The sequence below is a fragment of the Maricaulis sp. genome (genome assembly GCF_039978735.1).
In the GTDB taxonomy this organism is placed as follows: Bacteria; Pseudomonadota; Alphaproteobacteria; order Caulobacterales; family Maricaulaceae; genus Maricaulis.
On the sequence record NZ_JBDWAS010000008.1, the window covers coordinates 1 to 15554 of the forward strand.

Below are 15554 nucleotides of genomic sequence, written 5' to 3' on the forward strand. Positions count from 1 at the left end.
GGCGCTTTAAAGCGCCGCCGCTTTCTATATGCTGCACGCCGTGACTGATTCATCTCCATCCGGGCCGGTTTCAGGCCAAGAGAACCCGCCGCAATTCCGGCGGGTTCTGCTCAAGATTTCCGGCGAAGCCCTGATGGGCGACCAGAATTACGGGATCGATATGCCGACGGCAGATCGCATCGCGTCAGAGGTCGCCGAGGCCGTGCGTGCCGGCACCGAAATCTGCCTGGTGATCGGCGGCGGGAATATCTTCCGCGGGCTCACCGGCGCCGCCAAGGGCATGGACCGGGCCGCTGCCGACTATATGGGCATGCTGGCGACCGTGATGAATGCGCTGGCCATGCAGACCGCGCTGGAACGCATCGGCGTCCAGACGCGCGTCCAGTCCGCCATTCCGATGACAACGGTGTGCGAGCCCTATATCCGGCGCCGCGCCACCCGCCATATGGAAAAGGGCCGGGTGGTGATCTTTGCCGCCGGCACGGGCAATCCCTTCTTCACAACCGATACCGCTGCCGCCCTGCGCGCGGCCGAGATGGGCTGCGACGCGCTGCTCAAGGGCACGCAGGTGGACGGTGTCTATTCCGACGATCCGCGCAAGAATCCGGACGCGGAACGCTATGATCAGCTCGACTATCTCGATGTGCTGACGCGCGATCTCAAGGTGATGGATGCCTCGGCGGTGACGCTGATGCGGGAAAACGCCATTCCGATCGTCGTCTTCAGTATTCACGACAAGGGCGGCCTGGCCCGCGTCCTGGCTGGCCAGGGCGTGTGCACCATGATCGGCAAGCCGCGGCCTGCACCGTCAGCTGGCAAATAACAGGAAAGAGCAAGCCATGAGCGACGATATCGATTTCGACGAAGCCGACCTCAAGCGGCGCATGGACGGGGCGATAGAGGCCCTGCGCAAGGAATTCGGCGGTCTGCGCACCGGCCGCGCCAGCGCCGGCCTGCTCGATCCGATCAAGGTCGAGGCCTATGGCACGCCGACGCCGATCAACCAGGTCGCCACGGTCTCGGTTCCCGAACCGCGCATGATCTCGGTCCAGGTGTGGGACCGGACCATGGTCGCCGCCGTGGACAAGGCAATCCGCAATTCCGGTATTGGCCTCAACCCGGTGATGGAAGGCCAGCTGCTGCGTATTCCGATCCCGCCGCTCAATGAGGAGCGTCGCGCCGAGATTGCCAAGCTGGCCGGCACCTATGCCGAGCATGCCCGTGTTGCCGTGCGCAATGTGCGCCGCGACGGCATGGATGCGCTCAAGAAGATGGAAAAGGATGGCGTGCTGTCCGAGGACGAGCACAAATCCTTTGCCGAGGATGTGCAGAAACTGACGGACGATGCGATCAAGCGGATCGATGAGAGCCTGAAGACCAAGCAAGAAGAAATCATGCAGGTCTGATCCCCCCGCTTGCGGAGCGAACCCATGACCGACGACGCTTCCGCTTCCCAGCCGGGGCCCGCCCATGTGGCGATCATCATGGACGGGAATGGCCGCTGGGCGAAATCCCGCGGCCGGCCGCGGGCCTTCGGGCACCGGCGCGGTGTCGAGACCGTGCGCAAGGCGGTCGAGACCGCCGGCGATCTCGGCGTGCGCTATCTGACACTGTTCTCGTTCTCGACGGAAAACTGGAACCGTCCGGCCGACGAGGTCGGGGCGCTGTTCCAGCTTATGAAGACCTATGTCGAGGCCGACCTCGAACAGCTGGCCGCACGCGGCGTGCGGATCCGCATCATCGGCCGGCGCGACAATCTGGGCGAGGACCTCAAGGCGATCATCGACCGCGCCGAAACACAAACCGCCGCAAACGACCGGTTTCACCTCACCATCGCCTTCAACTATGGCGGCCGTGACGAGCTGGTGCGCGCGGCGCGCACGCTGGCCCGGGCCGCGCGGGATGGCGGGATCGATCCCGACACCATTGACAATGCGGCCTTCGAGCAGGCGCTCGACACGCACGGTCTGCCCGATGTCGACCTGTTGATCCGCACCAGCGGGGAAGAGCGCATTTCCAACTTCCTGCTCTGGCAGCTGGCCTATGCGGAACTGCTCTTCCTCGATGTGCTGTGGCCGGACTTTTCGGCCCGGCATTTCGCCGAGGCGGTCGATGCCTTCAAGCAGCGCAGCCGGCGCTATGGTGGGCTCGATGCCGGCGCGGCGTGACCCTGTTTTCCGGCGCCGTCTGATCTCGGCGCTGCTGCTGGGACCGCTGGCGCTGGTCCTGTTGTGGATGGGCGGGCTGGTATTCACGGCCTGGGTGGCGGCCTTCGCGGCGGCCATGGCCTGGGAATGGACCCAGATGTCCGACCCCAAGGCGCCGCCTGTCGCCTATGCCATCGCCTGCGCCACAGCCTCCGGTGCCGTCCTGCTGGCCGGCGAGACCTCGACCCAGGATGCGCTGTTCTGGGGGGCGGCCGGCACGCTGGCAGCCGGTATCGAACGCTGGCGGCGCGGCTGGTCGATCGAGGTGCTGGGTGTGCTCTACGTGTCGCTGGCTGCGGGATTGCTCGCGTCCATGCGCGCCGAACCGGAGCACGGCCTGCAGATGGTGGTGCTGCTGTTTGCCATCGTTTGGGCTGCGGACAGTCTGGCGTATATTGCCGGGACCTGGCTGGGCGGTCCGAAACTCGTGCCCCAGGCCAGTCCCAACAAGACCTGGTCCGGCTTCATTGCCGGGCTTGCCGCCGGAACCGCTGCGGGCGTGGCTGTCGGCGCGGTCTTTGACCTCAACCTGCCGGTGGTGGCCGTTTTTGCGGCGGTCGTCGCCGTCGCATCCGTGCTGGGCGATCTGGCGATGTCCCTGTTCAAGCGCAGTTTCAACGTCAAGGATTCCGGAACGCTGATTCCGGGCCATGGCGGCGTGCTGGACCGTGTCGATGCGCTGATGCTGGCCGTGATCACCGCCGTGCTGTTCCAGCGTGTGATCCCGCTGGGCTGGGGGGCGGCATGACCGCGCCGCGCCGCATCAGCGTTCTCGGTGCCACCGGTTCGGTCGGACTGGCAACGCTCGACCTGGTCGCCCGGGCTGTGCCGGGGGCATTTGACGTGGTCGCTCTGACCGCGCGGACCAACGCCGTGGAACTGGCGCGTCAGGCGATCCGGCACCGCGCCTCGCATGTCGCGATCGCAGACCCCGCTGCCGCGCCTGAATTGCGCGAGGCCCTGGCCGGTCATCCCGGTATCGCGATCGGTGTCGGTGAGGACGCCGTATGCGAGGCGGCAGCAGTACCGGCTGACTGGACCATGGCCGCCATTGTCGGTGCCGCCGGCTTGCGGCCCACACTGGAAGCCGTCCGCCAGGGCGCAGCGCTGGCCTTTGCCAACAAGGAATGCCTGGTCTGCGCCGGTCCCTTGTTCATGCAGGAAGCGGCGCGCTGCGGCGCCACGCTGCTGCCGGTGGACAGCGAGCACAATGCCGTCTTCCAGGTGTTCAACGGGGCGCACAGATCCGCGATCCGCTCGATCACGCTGACCGCGTCCGGCGGACCGTTCCGCACCTGGCCGCTCGAACGCATGGCGGCGGCCAGCCGCACCGACGCGCTGACCCATCCGACCTGGTCGATGGGCGCCAAGATCACCATCGACAGCGCGTCGATGATGAATAAGGGGCTGGAGATCATCGAGGCCTGCTGGCTGTTCGATCTGCCGCCCGAACAAGTCGAGGTGGTGGTGCATCCCCAGTCCATCGTGCACGGCCTGGTCGAGTATGCCGACGGCAGTCTGCTGGCCCAGCTGGGCTCGCCGGACATGCGCACGCCGATTGCCAGCGCGCTGGCCTGGCCGGAGCGCATGGAGGCGCCGGTCGAGCGTCTCAGACTGGACCAGATTGCGCGGCTGGAGTTCGAGGCACCCGATCCTGTGCGGTTTCCGGCCATCCGCCTGGCCCGCGATGCGATCCGGGCAGGGGGGATTGCCCCCGCCGTGCTGAACGCCGCGAATGAAATTGCAGTCGAGGCTTTCCTGGCCGGGCGGATCGGCTTCCTTGACATCACGGCGAGTGTTGCAGAGGTTCTGGCGCTCGCTCAGGCGGATGCGGACATGCCGCGCGCGCTTGCGGCCTTCGAGGATGTGTTCGCCATCGACCGGCGGGCCCGCGAGCTGGCACGCGACTTGATTGGTGGCCTGTCAGTGGAAACGAGATCACGGAACACGATGTCATGAGCCTGATCGGCACCGGCTTTCTTACGATTTTCTCATTCGTCTTCCTGATCTCGATCGTCGTCGTGATCCACGAGCTCGGCCACTACTGGGCCGGCCGTATCTGCGGTGTGCATGCAGAGGCCTTCTCCATGGGGTTCGGCCCGACCATCGCCTCCTGGCGCGACAAGCGCGGCACGGTCTGGCGCATCGCGGCCTTTCCCCTTGGCGGTTATGTGAAATTCTTGGGCGATGCCGGCGCTGCCAGTGAGCCCGATACCGAAAAGCTCGAGGAAATCCGCAAGCGGATGGGGCCGGATGCCGACCGCTGCTATCACTTCAAACCGCTCTGGCAGCGCGCTTTCGTGACGGCAGCCGGGCCGATCGCGAACTTCATCCTGGCGATTTTCATCTTCGCCAGCCTTGCCCTGGCGCTGGGCGGCCCGGCCTACCAGCCGCCGGTCGTCGGAACCGTGGCCGAAGACAGCGCTGCTGCAGACGCCGGCTTCCAGGTCGGTGACCGCATTGTCGCGATCAACGGCACGGGCATCGATTCCTTCGATGACATCGTGACGGAAGTCGTCTGGCGGCCGGGTGAGGAGATGCGCTTCGATATCGAACGGGCCGGCGAGATGATGGTGCTCCGGGCTGCTCCGCGATCCACCGAGGTGGAAGACCGTTTCGGCGGCACACGCACGCTCGGACGGATCGGCCTGGGCTCGGTCACGACGCCGCCGCTGCGCGACAGCTACAACCCCATTACCGCCATCGGCTATGGTGTCGACCGGACCTGGACGGCGGTGTCGATGACGGCGCGCTATGTGATCCGGGTCGTCACGGGCCGGGTCTCGCCGGAATTGCTCAACGGCCCGGTGGGAATCGCAACGGCGGCCGGCCAGACCGCCGTGACGAGCGTGGAAGCGGGCGGAAACGCCGGCGAAAGCACTTTCTTGCTGCTTGTTAATCTCGTGCATCTGGCAGGCTTCCTGTCGGTTGGACTGGGTTTGGTGAATCTTCTACCGATCCCCATCCTCGACGGCGGCCATCTGGTGTATTACGCCTATGAGGCGGTTGCCCGGCGTCCGCTGAGCATGAAAGCGCAGGCCATCGGATTCCGGGTGGGACTTGCACTTGTGCTCGGTATGATGCTTGTAGCGACTTGGAATGACTTGAATTACCTGCTCGGGCAGATTTTCTGACCGGGCCCAGCAAGCGGCGATCTTCCATGGCGAGTGTTCTGCGTATTCTCTTCGCAGCCCTTTTGACTGTGACATTGCCGGCCATCGCGCCGGCCCAGCAATCCGGTGTGGAAGAGACTCCGCAAGCGGCCCCGGAAGCCGAGGCCCAGCCGGTGATCCGGCAGATCCTGGTTGAGGGCAATCAGCGGGTCGAAGCCGATACCGTTCTGTCCTACCTGCTGATCCAGCCGGGGCAGACCTTCGATACCCGCCTGGTGAACCTGTCGATCCAGACCCTGATGGCGACCGGCCTGTTTTCCGATGCGCAGTTCGAGAACCGCGGCGAGCAGGTTATCGTGCGTGTCCAGGAAAATCCGATCATCAACCGGGTGATCCTTGAGGGCAACAGCGCCATCGACGACGACAAGATCACCGACGAGATCGAGGCCCAGCCGCGCGCGATCTTCACGCGGGCGCGGGTCCAGTCGGACGTCCAGCGCATCATCGAGGTCTATCGCCGGTCCGGCCGTTTTGCGGCATCCGTGACGCCGAAGATCGTCGAGCAGCCGCAGAACCGCGTCGACCTGATCTTCGAGATTTCCGAAGGCCCGGTGACCGGCGTGCGCCGGATCAATTTCATCGGCAATGAAAGCTTCTCCGACCGCCGTCTGCGCCGCGAACTGGTGACGCGCGAATCGCGCTGGTGGCGGTTCTTCTCGTCGAACGACAATTACGATCCGGATCGTCTGGAATACGATCAGGAATTGCTGCGCCAGTTCTACATGAACCAGGGCTATGCCAATTTCCGGGTGCTTTCCGCGGTCGCCGAGCTGACGCCGGACCAGGAAAGCTTCTACATCACGATCACGATCGACGAGGGCGAGATCTTCAACTTCGGCGAAGTCACCGTGTCGACCGAGATCGAGGACCTCAACGAGGAATTCCTCGCCGCGACACTGCCGATCCGCGAAGGCGATCTCTATCGCGGTGAACTGATCGAGAGCGGGATCGACCAGCTGACCTTTGCGGCCGGTGCCGCGGGCTATGCCTTCGTCAACATTTCGCCGCGCACGACGCGCAATCGTGAAGACCGGACTGTGGATATCGAGTTCGTGATCGATGAGGGCCCGCGCGTCTATATCGAGCGCATCGATATCACCGGGAATACCCGCACGCTCGACCGCGTGATCCGCCGCGAGCTGGACATTGTCGAGGGCGACGCCTTCAACCAGGTCCTGATCGACCGGTCGCGCAACAATGTGCGGCGTCTGGGCTTCTTCGAGGACGTCGAAGTCAACGAGACGCCGGGATCCGCGCCGGACCGGGCGCGTGTCCAGGTGGCCGTGACCGAGCAGCCGACCGGCGAACTGGCCTTCGGCGCCGGCTTCTCCTCGACCGATGCCTTCCTGGTCGACCTGTCGATCTCGGAGCGGAACCTGCGCGGTCGCGGGCAGTTCCTGCGCTTCCGCATCTCGGCCAGCTCGAACCGCGAGTCGATCGATATCCGCTTCACCGAGCCGCGCTTCCTGGACCGCAATCTGGCCGCCGGCTTCGACCTGTTCCGCGTCAATTCGGACTTCCTGTCGGAAGCCTCCTTCCAGACGGAATCGACGGGCGCCAGCGTGCGTCTCGGCTTCCCGGTGACGGCGTCGACCAACCTGCAGCTGGGCTACACGCTGCGGACCGACAATGTGCTGGTCTATTCGTCGGCTTCGCAGGCGCTGCTCAACCAGGCCGGAGAGCGCAGGACGTCCGTGCTCACCTATACGCTCAACTGGTCGCGTCTGAATGACCCGATCGAGCCGAGCCGCGGCTATCGCCTGCAGTTCTCGCAAGGTTTTGCCGGTATTGGCGGGGATGTCCGCTATGTCCGGTCTGAAATCGAGGGTGCCATCTACCGGCCGGTTCTCCCGCGCCTGTTCGACAACAACATCATCGCGAGCTTCACGATGAATGGTGGTTTCGTTCAGCCGTGGGGCGGAGATACCGTCCGCATTAATGACCGCTTCTTCAAGGGCGGCAATTCGTTCCGGGGTTTCGAAGTGGCCGGTATCGGTCCGCGTATCGTGACCCGGGACGCAGAGACAGGCGAGCTTAACCGGGGCGATGCCCTGGGGGGCCGCCTGTACGCAGTCGGGGCGTTCGAGGTGTCCTTCCCGACCGGGTTGCCGGAGCAGTACGGGGTTCGAGCCAGTGTCTTCACCGAGTTCGGTACCCTGGGTCTACTGGATACTCCCGACCAGATCGACGAAGGGGCCGCCGGGACAGCTTTCACGATCGACGACATGGCCCTTCGGGCCTCCGCCGGCGTGAGCATTTTCTGGGATTCACCTTTCGGACCGGTGCGGTTTGACTTTGCCGAGGCCTTCATTCGCGAGGACTACGACAGGGCCGAATTCTTCCGGTTCAGCACGAGAACAGGGTTCTAAAGTTATGAAGTTTATCAAGTCTCTCCTTCTTCTTCCGGTGATGATCGCCGGGCTGGCCGCGCCGGTGCTGGCGCAACAGCCGAACATCGCGGTCATGAACGAGGAACGTGTCCTGCGCGAAAGCTCTGCCGGTCAGCACATCCAGACCCGCATGCAGGAAATCGCCCGGGAAATCGATGCCGAGCTGACCGCCATGGGTCAGCCGATCCAGCAGGAGACCGAGCGTCTGAACGCGGAAACCGCGTCCATGACGCCGCAGGCCATCCAGCAGCGCCCGGACCTGATGCAGCGCATCGAAGCACTCAATCAGCAGGCCCAGCAGTTCGAACTGGCCCGCCGCGCACGCCAGCAGGAAATCGTCCAGACCGAGCGTCAGGCGATGCGTCCGATCTATGATGCTCTGGGTCCGATCCTGGAAGCCGTCGTGGCCGAACGCGATATCGACATCCTGGTCGACCGCGCCAACCTCGTCTTCGCGTCGCCGGACGTCGACATTTCCGCCGATGTGATCAGCCGCCTCAATGCACAGGTGCCGACCGTGACCGTGACGCGCGTCCGCGTGTCTCAGGAAGCGGCGGCCGGGGCTGGCCAGCAACAGCAATAAGACGGCACGGACCATGGCCGATCCGCGTTTCTTCGACGGACTTGGACCGCTGACGCTCAACGAGATCGCCGCACTTTCGGGTGCGGCGATTTCCGATTCTGCCTCCGGTTCAGACACTGTGTCCGAGGTCGCACCGATCAGCGAAGCCCGTCCGGGGTGCCTGTGCTATCTGGAAAACGGGCGTCTTCTCAAAGCCCATCCGGACATCCGTCTGGACGATGTGGTGATCCTGGCACCGGCGAGCCTGACCGAGGCCCTGATGGAGCGCGGCGCCAAAGTGCTGGTGCACGCGCAGCCGCGTGCCGCATTCGGGCGCGCGGTTCCCGGTCTCTTCCGGCCGCGCGCGATGCCGATCGAGCATGCCATCGATCCATCCGCCCGCATCGCGCCCGGCGTCCGCCTGGGTGCGGGAGTGGTGGCCGGCGCGGATGTGCAGATCGGCGAGAATGTCTCGATCGGGCCGGGCAGTGTGATCGGGCCCGGCTGCCACATCGGTGCCGGCTGCCGTATCGGTCCCCGTGTGGTTATCCAGTGCGCGGATTTGGGCGAAAACTGCAACATTCTTTCAGGAGCCGTGATTGGCGAGGCGGGCTTCGGTGCCGCAGTATCCCACGAGGGTCTCGTGGACATGCCGCATCTGGGCACGGTCGAGATCGCGGCGTCGGTGACCATCGGTGCCAATAGCTGCGTTGATCGGGGCCTGTTCGGTCCAACGCGGATCGGGGAGGGCACCAAGATCGATAATCTCTGCCATATCGGTCACAACTGCCAGGTCGGCCGCAATGTCGCCATGGCGGCCTTTGCCGGCGTATCGGGCAGCTGCGTGATCGAGGATGATGTGATGTTCGGCGGCCGGGTCGGCCTGCAGGACCACATCACCGTGGGCAAGGGCGCGAGGATCGGCGGAAATTCGGCCCTCGCGGAAAGCGTGCCGGCCGGCGAAACCTGGATGGGCGACCCCGCCCAGCCGCTGCGCCAGTATCTGCGCCAGGTCTCCGAAGTGCGCCGCCTGGCCCGGCGCGACACAAGAACATCAAAAAAGAAGGACTGACCGGCGTGTCCGACCGGATTGAACACAACGAAATCCTCAAACTCCTGCCGCACCGTTATCCTTTTCTCCTCATCGACGCTGCCGAGGACTACCGCGCCGGCGAATCGATCGTGGGGCTGAAGGCCGTGACGGCGAACGAGCCCTTCTTTCCGGGCCATTTCCCCGGCAATCCGGTGATGCCCGGCGTGCTGATGATCGAGGCGATGGCCCAGGCCGGTGCCGTGCTGATGTACAAGACGCTGAAGGCCGCCCCCGATTCGGCGACGGTCTATTTCATGGGTGCCGACAAGGTGCGGTTCCGCTCGCCGGTCCGTCCCGGGATGATGCTGCGCATGCCGGTCTCGGTGACGGCGGCGCGCCACGGCGTCTTCAAGTTCAAGGGCGAGGTCTTTGCCGACGGCGTGCGCGCCGTGCAGGCGGAGTTCTCTGCCAAGGCGGTGGAACACTGATGAGCGCAACCATTCATCCCACAGCGATTGTCGACCCGGCCGCCCATCTGGGCGAGGGCGTCGAGATCGGTCCCTTCTCGATCATCGGTCCGAAAGTGAAGCTGGGCGATCGCGTGCGGCTGATGTCGCATGTCACGATTGCCGGCAATACGACGCTGGGCGAGGACTGCGTGCTCTATCCGGGCGTCCATCTGGGCCATCCGCCGCAGGACTTCAAATACCAGGGCGAGGACACGCGCCTGATCATCGGAAAGCGCAATATCATGCGCGAGAATGTCACCATGCACCCCGGGACCACATTCGCACGCAGCCAGACGGTTGTGGGCGATGACGGCTACTTCATGGTCGGCTCACACGTCGCGCATGACTGTATCGTCGGCGACCGGGTGGTGTTTGCCAATTGCGCGGCCATTGGCGGTGAAACCACGGTGGCCGATCACGTGATCCTGGGCGGCTATGCCGGCATTCACCAGAAAAGCCGGATCGGACGTCACGCCTTTGTCGGCGCGATGGCGATGGTGACGGCGGATGTCATCCCCTACGGCTCGGTGATCGGAAATCACGCCCATCTGGCGGGGCTGAACGTGGTCGGGCTCAAGCGCCGCGGCATGCCGCGCGAGACCCTGCGCGACCTGCGCGCCGCCTACCGGCTTCTGTTTGCCCAGGAAGGCACGTTCGAGGAACGGGTCGACGACGTTGCGCACCTCTATCGCGACAATGCGCCGGTGATGGAGATCATCGGCTTCATTCGCGAAGACGCAAAACGCTCCGTCTGCATGCCTCATGACTGACACGCAGAGCGCGGCATCCTGGACCCGTCTCGGCCTGATCGCCGGCGGTGGCGGGCTGCCGCGTGAAATCCTCAATGCGCTCGACCCGCAGTCGGTTCTGGTGATCCGGCTGAAAGGCTTTGCCGACGATCCCTTCGACGATATCGAACATGTCGAGCATTCGGTCGGCGAGATCGGGGCGATCACGCGCTCGCTCATATCGGCCGGGTGCGATGCGGTGTGCTTTGCCGGCTATGTCACACGGCCCGACTTCAAGGCGCTGCGCCTGGACGGGGCCGGGCTGAAACTCCTGCCGCGCGTGCTGGCGGCCGGCCGCAAGGGCGATGATGCGATCCTGCGCGTGGTGGTCGAGGCCTTCGAGCGCGAGGGCCTGACCGTTGTCGGTGCCGACAGCCTGCTCGCCCGGAACCGTCTGGAGGCGGGGCGTCTGGGGCGGATCGAGCCGGACGCCAATGCTCAAGCCGATGCCGACAAGGCGATGCATGTGGCCGCCGAGATCGGCCGGCTGGATATCGGTCAGGGCGCCGTCGTTGCCGACGGGCTGGTGCTGGCCGTCGAGGCCCAAGAGGGCACGAACGCCATGCTGGAGCGCGTTGCGGGGCTTCCGGCGGCGCTGCGCGGATCGCCGGATGAGCGCCGCGGTGTGCTTGCCAAACGGCCCAAGCCGATCCAGGAGCGACGCATCGACATGCCGGTCGTCGGCGTCGACACGGTGCGCCTGTGCGATGCGGCGGGACTGGCGGGGATCGTGCTGGAGGCGGGCGGTGCGCTGGTGGTGGACCGCGAGGCGGTGATCCGCGAGCTCGATGCGCGCGGTCTCTTCCTGGTGGTGAGGGACGCGGAGGCATGACCGGCACGCCGCTCATCTATGTCGTCGCGGTCGAACGCTCCGGCGATCTTCTGGGCGCTGCCCTGATGCGCTCCCTTCAGGCGAAGACCGGGGGCGAGGTCCGCTTTGCGGGCATTGGCGGCCGTGCCATGGCTGAGGAAGGCGTGAGCTCGGCGATCGATATCTCCGACCTCGCCATTTTCGGCTGGATCGACGGGTTGATGGCCTACAAGCGCGTGAAGGCGGCCGTGGCGGCCAGTGTCGAGGACATCCTGCGGGTCAAGCCCGATGCCGTCGTCCTGATCGACAGTTGGGGCTATACGCTGCGCGTGGCGCAGGGCGTGCGGGCGGCCGATCCGTCCATCCGGCTGATCAAATATGTCGGACCGCAGGTGTTTGCGACACGGCCCGGGCGGGCGGCAACCCTGGCGGCGGCGGTCGATCGGCTGCTGACCATTCTCGATTTCGATGCGCCCTATTACGAAGCCCACGGCCTGCCGGTGACCTTTGTCGGCAATCCCACGCTGGAACGCCTGGAAGCGGGCGACGGCGCGGCCTTCCGGGCCCGGCACGCCATCGCGGCCGATGCGCCGGTACTGACCGTGCTGTTCGGCAGCCGGACATCGGAGATCAGGCGCATGTTCGCGCCGTTTGCCCGGGCAGTTGCACGGCTGCGGCAGCGCTATCCCGGACTGTCGATCGTCATTCCCATCGCCGATCCGGTCGAGGCCGATCTGCGGGCGCGGCTGGAAAACGAGCGCTGTTTCGACGGTGCCGTCCTGCTCGAGGAGACCGAGAAGGCCGACGCCTTTGCCGCGGCGGACGCGGCGCTGGCCTGTTCCGGCACGGTGGTGACAGAGCTGGCGACGGCCGGTGTGCCCACCGTGGCGAGCTATCGACTGGGCTGGATCACCTGGGCGCTGGCCCGCGCCTTCAACCTGATGAAGGCGAAATATATCAGCCTGGTGAATATCTCGGCCGATGCGGAACTGGTACCCGAACTCGTCCAGACCCGCGCCACCGGCGCCAATCTGGCAGAGGCTGTCGGTGCCCTGATGGACGATGCCGGACGCCGGGAAACACTGTCCCGCAAACTCATCGAGACCACCGCCCGGATGCGCGGGGACGGCAAGGCCAGCGACCGGGCCGCCGATGCGGTGCTCGAGACGCTGGACGTGTCGACCGGATCATAAAAAAGGCCGCTCCGGAGAGCGGCCTTTTCTGTGTCGGAGTTCCAGCGTCTAGCGCTTGGAGAAATCCACATAGTCGCGCGGCGTGGCGCCGGTGAAGAGCTGGCGCGGACGGCCGATCTTCTGGGACGGATCCTCGACCATTTCGGTCCATTGCGCGATCCAGCCGACGGTGCGGGCCAGGGCGAACAGAACCGTGAACATCTCGGTCGGGAAGCCCATCGCCTTCAGTGTGATGCCCGAATAGAAGTCGATGTTCGGATAGAGCTTCTTCTCGACGAAGTAGTCGTCTTCCAGTGCGATGCGCTCCAGCTCCATGGCGACCTGCAGGGTCGGGTCGTTGCGCACGCCCAGCTCGTCGAGCACCTGGTGGCAGGTGTCGCGCATGACTTTGGCGCGCGGGTCGTAATTCTTGTAGACCCGGTGACCGAAGCCCATCAGGCGGAACGGGTCGTCCTTGTCCTTGGCGCGCTTCACATATTCCGGAATCTTGTCGACCGAGCCGATCTGGTTGAGCATGTTCAGTGCGGCTTCATTCGCGCCGCCATGCGCCGGGCCCCACAGCGAGGCGATGCCCGAAGCGATACAGGCGAACGGATTGGCGCCGGACGAACCGGCCAGGCGTACCGTGGAGGTCGACGCATTCTGCTCGTGGTCGGCGTGCAGGATGAAGATCTTGTCCATCGCCTTGGCGAGCACGTCGGAGCCCTTGTAGTCCTCGGCCGGCACAGCAAAGCACTGACGCAGGAAATTCCCCGCATAGTCCATGTCATTGCGCGGGCTGATGAAGGGCTGGCCGATGGAGTATTTGTAGGCGCGGGCCGCGATCGTCGGCATCTTGGCGATCATGCGATGCGAGGCGATGGTGCGCGCCTCCGGATCGTTGATGTCCGTCGAGTCATGGTAGAAGGCCGACAGCGCACCGACCGTACCGACCATGATGGCCATCGGGTGGGCGTCACGGCGGAAGCCGCGGAAGAACTGGTCGAACTGGTCGTGCAGCATGGAATGCCGGCGGATCGTCCAGTCGAAATCCTCGAACTCGTCGGCCTTGGGCAGCTCACCGTGCAGCAGCAGGTAGCAGACTTCCATGAAGTTGGAGCTCTCGGCCAGCTGGTCGATCGGGTAACCGCGGTAGAGCAGGGTGCCTTCGCCACCGTCGATATAGGTGATCTGGCTTTCACAGCTCGCCGTCGAGGTGAAGCCCGGGTCGAAGGTGAACAGGCCGGTTTCCGCATAGAGTTTGCGGATGTCGATCACATCCGGGCCGATCTCGCCGCTCAGCACCGGCAGGTCAACGGACTTGCCGTTATACGAGAGCGTGGCCGTCCCGTTCGGTTTGGCTTTGTTTTCCATCACGTCATCCCCTAGGTTCGCGGCCGCTTACGCGTCCGCCATCATCTGGTCCTTGATCCGATCGAGCGCTTCATCGCGGCCCAGATAGGCCATGACAAGCGACAGATCGGGGGCGGGGGCCCCGCCGGTCAGGGCCGCACGCAGCGGCTGCCCGACCTTGCCGAAACCGACCTCCTCGGCTTCGGCGAAATTCTTCAGTTCTGCGGCCAGCGCCTCGTCCGTCCAGCCATTCAGATCGCTCAGACGGGTGAAGAGCCGGTAAAGACGCTGCCGGGCCTCGTCGTCCAAGGGCTTGGCGGCCTTGCCTTCCAAGTGGAACGGGCGGGGTTTGAGCAAGAAATAGCTCTGCCGGGCGAGTTCTTCCAGTGTTGCCGCACGGGTCTTGAGCACCGGCATGGCGGCCAGAAGTCGCTCACGCGTTATCTGGGGATCGGCGATACGGTCTTCAAGCACATCGAGGAAGGGCATCACCAGTTCGACCAGCCGTGCGTCAGCCGCCCGGGCGATGTGGTGCCCGTTGATATGGTTCAGCTTGTCCAGGTCCATGCGGGCCGGCGCCTTGTTCAGACCGTCCAGCGTGAAGGCCGCAATCGCCTCCTCGTCGCTGAAGATTTCCTGGTCGCCATGGGCCCAGCCCAGGCGCAGCAGATAATTGCGCAGGCCTTCGGGCAGATAGCCCATGTCGCGATAGGCTTCCGCGCCCAGCGCGCCATGGCGTTTGGACAGTTTCTTGCCGTCCTGGCCGTGGATCAGCGGCACATGGGCAAAGACCGGACGGGCCCAGCCGAGCGCGTCATAGATCTGGCTCTGGCGGCCGCCATTCACCAGATGGTCGTCACCGCGCACGATGTGGGTGATGCCCATATCGTGATCGTCGACCACCACGGCAAGGTTGTAGGTCGGGCTGCCGTCCGAGCGCAGCAGGATCAGATCGTCGAATTCCTTCGCGGCCCAGCGCACCGTACCCTGGACGGCGTCTTCCAGCACGACATCGCTGTCCGGCGCACGGAAGCGCACCACGAAGGGCGTATCGGCGGGCGCATCGCTGGGCGGGCGGTCGCGCCAGGGCGAGCGCAGGGCGCGGCCCTCGGCGAACGCCTGGTCGCGCAGCGCCTGCACGTCTTCTGGCGTGCAATAGCATTTGAAGGCCTTGCCGGCGGCCAGCAGCTCGTCGACGACCTCGACATGGCGCGGGGCGCGTTCGAACTGGGAAACGACATCGCCGTCCCAGTCCAGACCCATCCAGGTCAGCCCCTCCAGGATCGCGTCGATCGCGGCCTGGGTCGAGCGGGCGCGGTCGGTATCCTCGATGCGAAGATAGAAGGCGCCGCCGTGATGGCGGGCGAAGAGCCAGTTGAAAAGCGCGGTACGGGCGCCGCCAATATGCAGGAAGCCCGTCGGCGACGGGGCGAAGCGGGTGCGGATGGGGTTGTCGTTGTTTTGCACGTGCGAATTCATGCTGCGCTGCGGGAAGGGAAAGTCGTGTTAGCATGAATATCAGCTTTTGCGATAGACCGAAGGCTGCTTCGTGCTTC

Annotated in this window: 15 protein-coding genes; 13 read left to right on the forward strand and 2 right to left on the reverse strand. The window is 65.0% G+C overall.

Annotated elements, in window-relative coordinates:
• Positions 1-28: 28 nt before the first annotated feature.
• Genes pyrH through lpxB form a run of 13 tightly spaced genes read left to right on the forward strand, consistent with a single transcriptional unit; the run spans position 29 to position 12666 of the window.
• On the forward strand, positions 29-823 hold the full coding sequence (gene pyrH, locus ABJO18_RS02525; protein ID WP_348508659.1) for a UMP kinase: 795 nt from the start codon (positions 29-31) through the stop codon (positions 821-823).
• Positions 824-839: 16 nt separating this feature from the next.
• Complete coding sequence (frr, locus tag ABJO18_RS02530; protein WP_271186729.1) at positions 840-1406, forward strand: ribosome recycling factor; 567 nt, start codon at positions 840-842, stop codon at positions 1404-1406.
• Between the two features lie 24 nt (positions 1407-1430).
• On the forward strand, positions 1431-2168 hold the full coding sequence (locus tag ABJO18_RS02535) for an isoprenyl transferase (RefSeq protein ID WP_348508658.1): 738 nt from the start codon (positions 1431-1433) through the stop codon (positions 2166-2168).
• A complete protein-coding gene (locus tag ABJO18_RS02540) occupies positions 2152-2955 on the forward strand; it encodes a phosphatidate cytidylyltransferase (RefSeq protein WP_348508657.1) in 804 nt (267 codons plus the stop codon). The genes ABJO18_RS02535 and ABJO18_RS02540 overlap by 17 nt, the downstream gene beginning before the upstream one ends.
• Positions 2952-4166, forward strand: coding sequence for a 1-deoxy-D-xylulose-5-phosphate reductoisomerase (gene dxr, locus ABJO18_RS02545; protein ID WP_348515718.1), 1215 nt, complete (start codon positions 2952-2954; stop codon positions 4164-4166). Before ABJO18_RS02540 ends, dxr begins: the two co-directional genes overlap by 4 nt.
• The gene (locus tag ABJO18_RS02550) at positions 4163-5341 is read left to right on the forward strand and encodes a M50 family metallopeptidase (RefSeq protein ID WP_348508520.1); all 1179 of its coding nucleotides are present in this window, start codon (positions 4163-4165) and stop codon (positions 5339-5341) included. The genes dxr and ABJO18_RS02550 overlap by 4 nt, the downstream gene beginning before the upstream one ends.
• Positions 5342-5367: 26 nt before the next feature.
• Complete coding sequence (gene bamA, locus ABJO18_RS02555; protein WP_348508521.1) at positions 5368-7749, forward strand: outer membrane protein assembly factor BamA; 2382 nt, start codon at positions 5368-5370, stop codon at positions 7747-7749.
• A gap of 4 nt (positions 7750-7753) precedes the next feature.
• The gene (locus ABJO18_RS02560; protein WP_348508522.1) at positions 7754-8353 is read left to right on the forward strand and encodes an OmpH family outer membrane protein; all 600 of its coding nucleotides are present in this window, start codon (positions 7754-7756) and stop codon (positions 8351-8353) included.
• Between the two features lie 13 nt (positions 8354-8366).
• Positions 8367-9404, forward strand: a complete 1038-nt coding sequence (gene lpxD / locus ABJO18_RS02565) for a UDP-3-O-(3-hydroxymyristoyl)glucosamine N-acyltransferase (RefSeq protein WP_348508523.1) — start codon at positions 8367-8369, stop codon at positions 9402-9404.
• Positions 9405-9409: 5 nt separating this feature from the next.
• On the forward strand, positions 9410-9853 hold the full coding sequence (fabZ, locus tag ABJO18_RS02570; RefSeq protein ID WP_291885747.1) for a 3-hydroxyacyl-ACP dehydratase FabZ: 444 nt from the start codon (positions 9410-9412) through the stop codon (positions 9851-9853).
• Positions 9853-10644 carry an acyl-ACP--UDP-N-acetylglucosamine O-acyltransferase gene (gene lpxA / locus ABJO18_RS02575; protein WP_348508524.1) on the forward strand — a complete coding sequence of 264 codons (792 nt, stop codon included), beginning with the start codon at positions 9853-9855 and terminating at the stop codon, positions 10642-10644. Before fabZ ends, lpxA begins: the two co-directional genes overlap by 1 nt.
• Positions 10637-11494: a UDP-2,3-diacylglucosamine diphosphatase LpxI gene (lpxI, locus tag ABJO18_RS02580; RefSeq protein ID WP_348508525.1), complete on the forward strand. Its 858-nt coding sequence runs from the start codon at positions 10637-10639 to the stop codon at positions 11492-11494. Before lpxA ends, lpxI begins: the two co-directional genes overlap by 8 nt.
• Positions 11491-12666 carry a lipid-A-disaccharide synthase gene (gene lpxB, locus ABJO18_RS02585; protein WP_348508526.1) on the forward strand — a complete coding sequence of 392 codons (1176 nt, stop codon included), beginning with the start codon at positions 11491-11493 and terminating at the stop codon, positions 12664-12666. The genes lpxI and lpxB overlap by 4 nt, the downstream gene beginning before the upstream one ends.
• 48 nt (positions 12667-12714) lie before the next feature.
• Here the strand turns inward: lpxB and gltA are convergent, their stop codons facing one another.
• Together gltA and gltX are read right to left on the reverse strand one after the other, a co-directional pair.
• Positions 12715-14019 (reverse strand): citrate synthase, encoded by a 1305-nt coding sequence (gene gltA, locus ABJO18_RS02590; RefSeq protein WP_348508527.1) that lies wholly within the window; start codon positions 14017-14019, stop codon positions 12715-12717.
• Positions 14020-14046: 27 nt separating this feature from the next.
• Positions 14047-15477 carry a glutamate--tRNA ligase gene (gene gltX / locus ABJO18_RS02595; RefSeq protein ID WP_348508528.1) on the reverse strand — a complete coding sequence of 477 codons (1431 nt, stop codon included), beginning with the start codon at positions 15475-15477 and terminating at the stop codon, positions 14047-14049.
• Between the last annotated feature and the right edge of the window lie 77 nt (positions 15478-15554).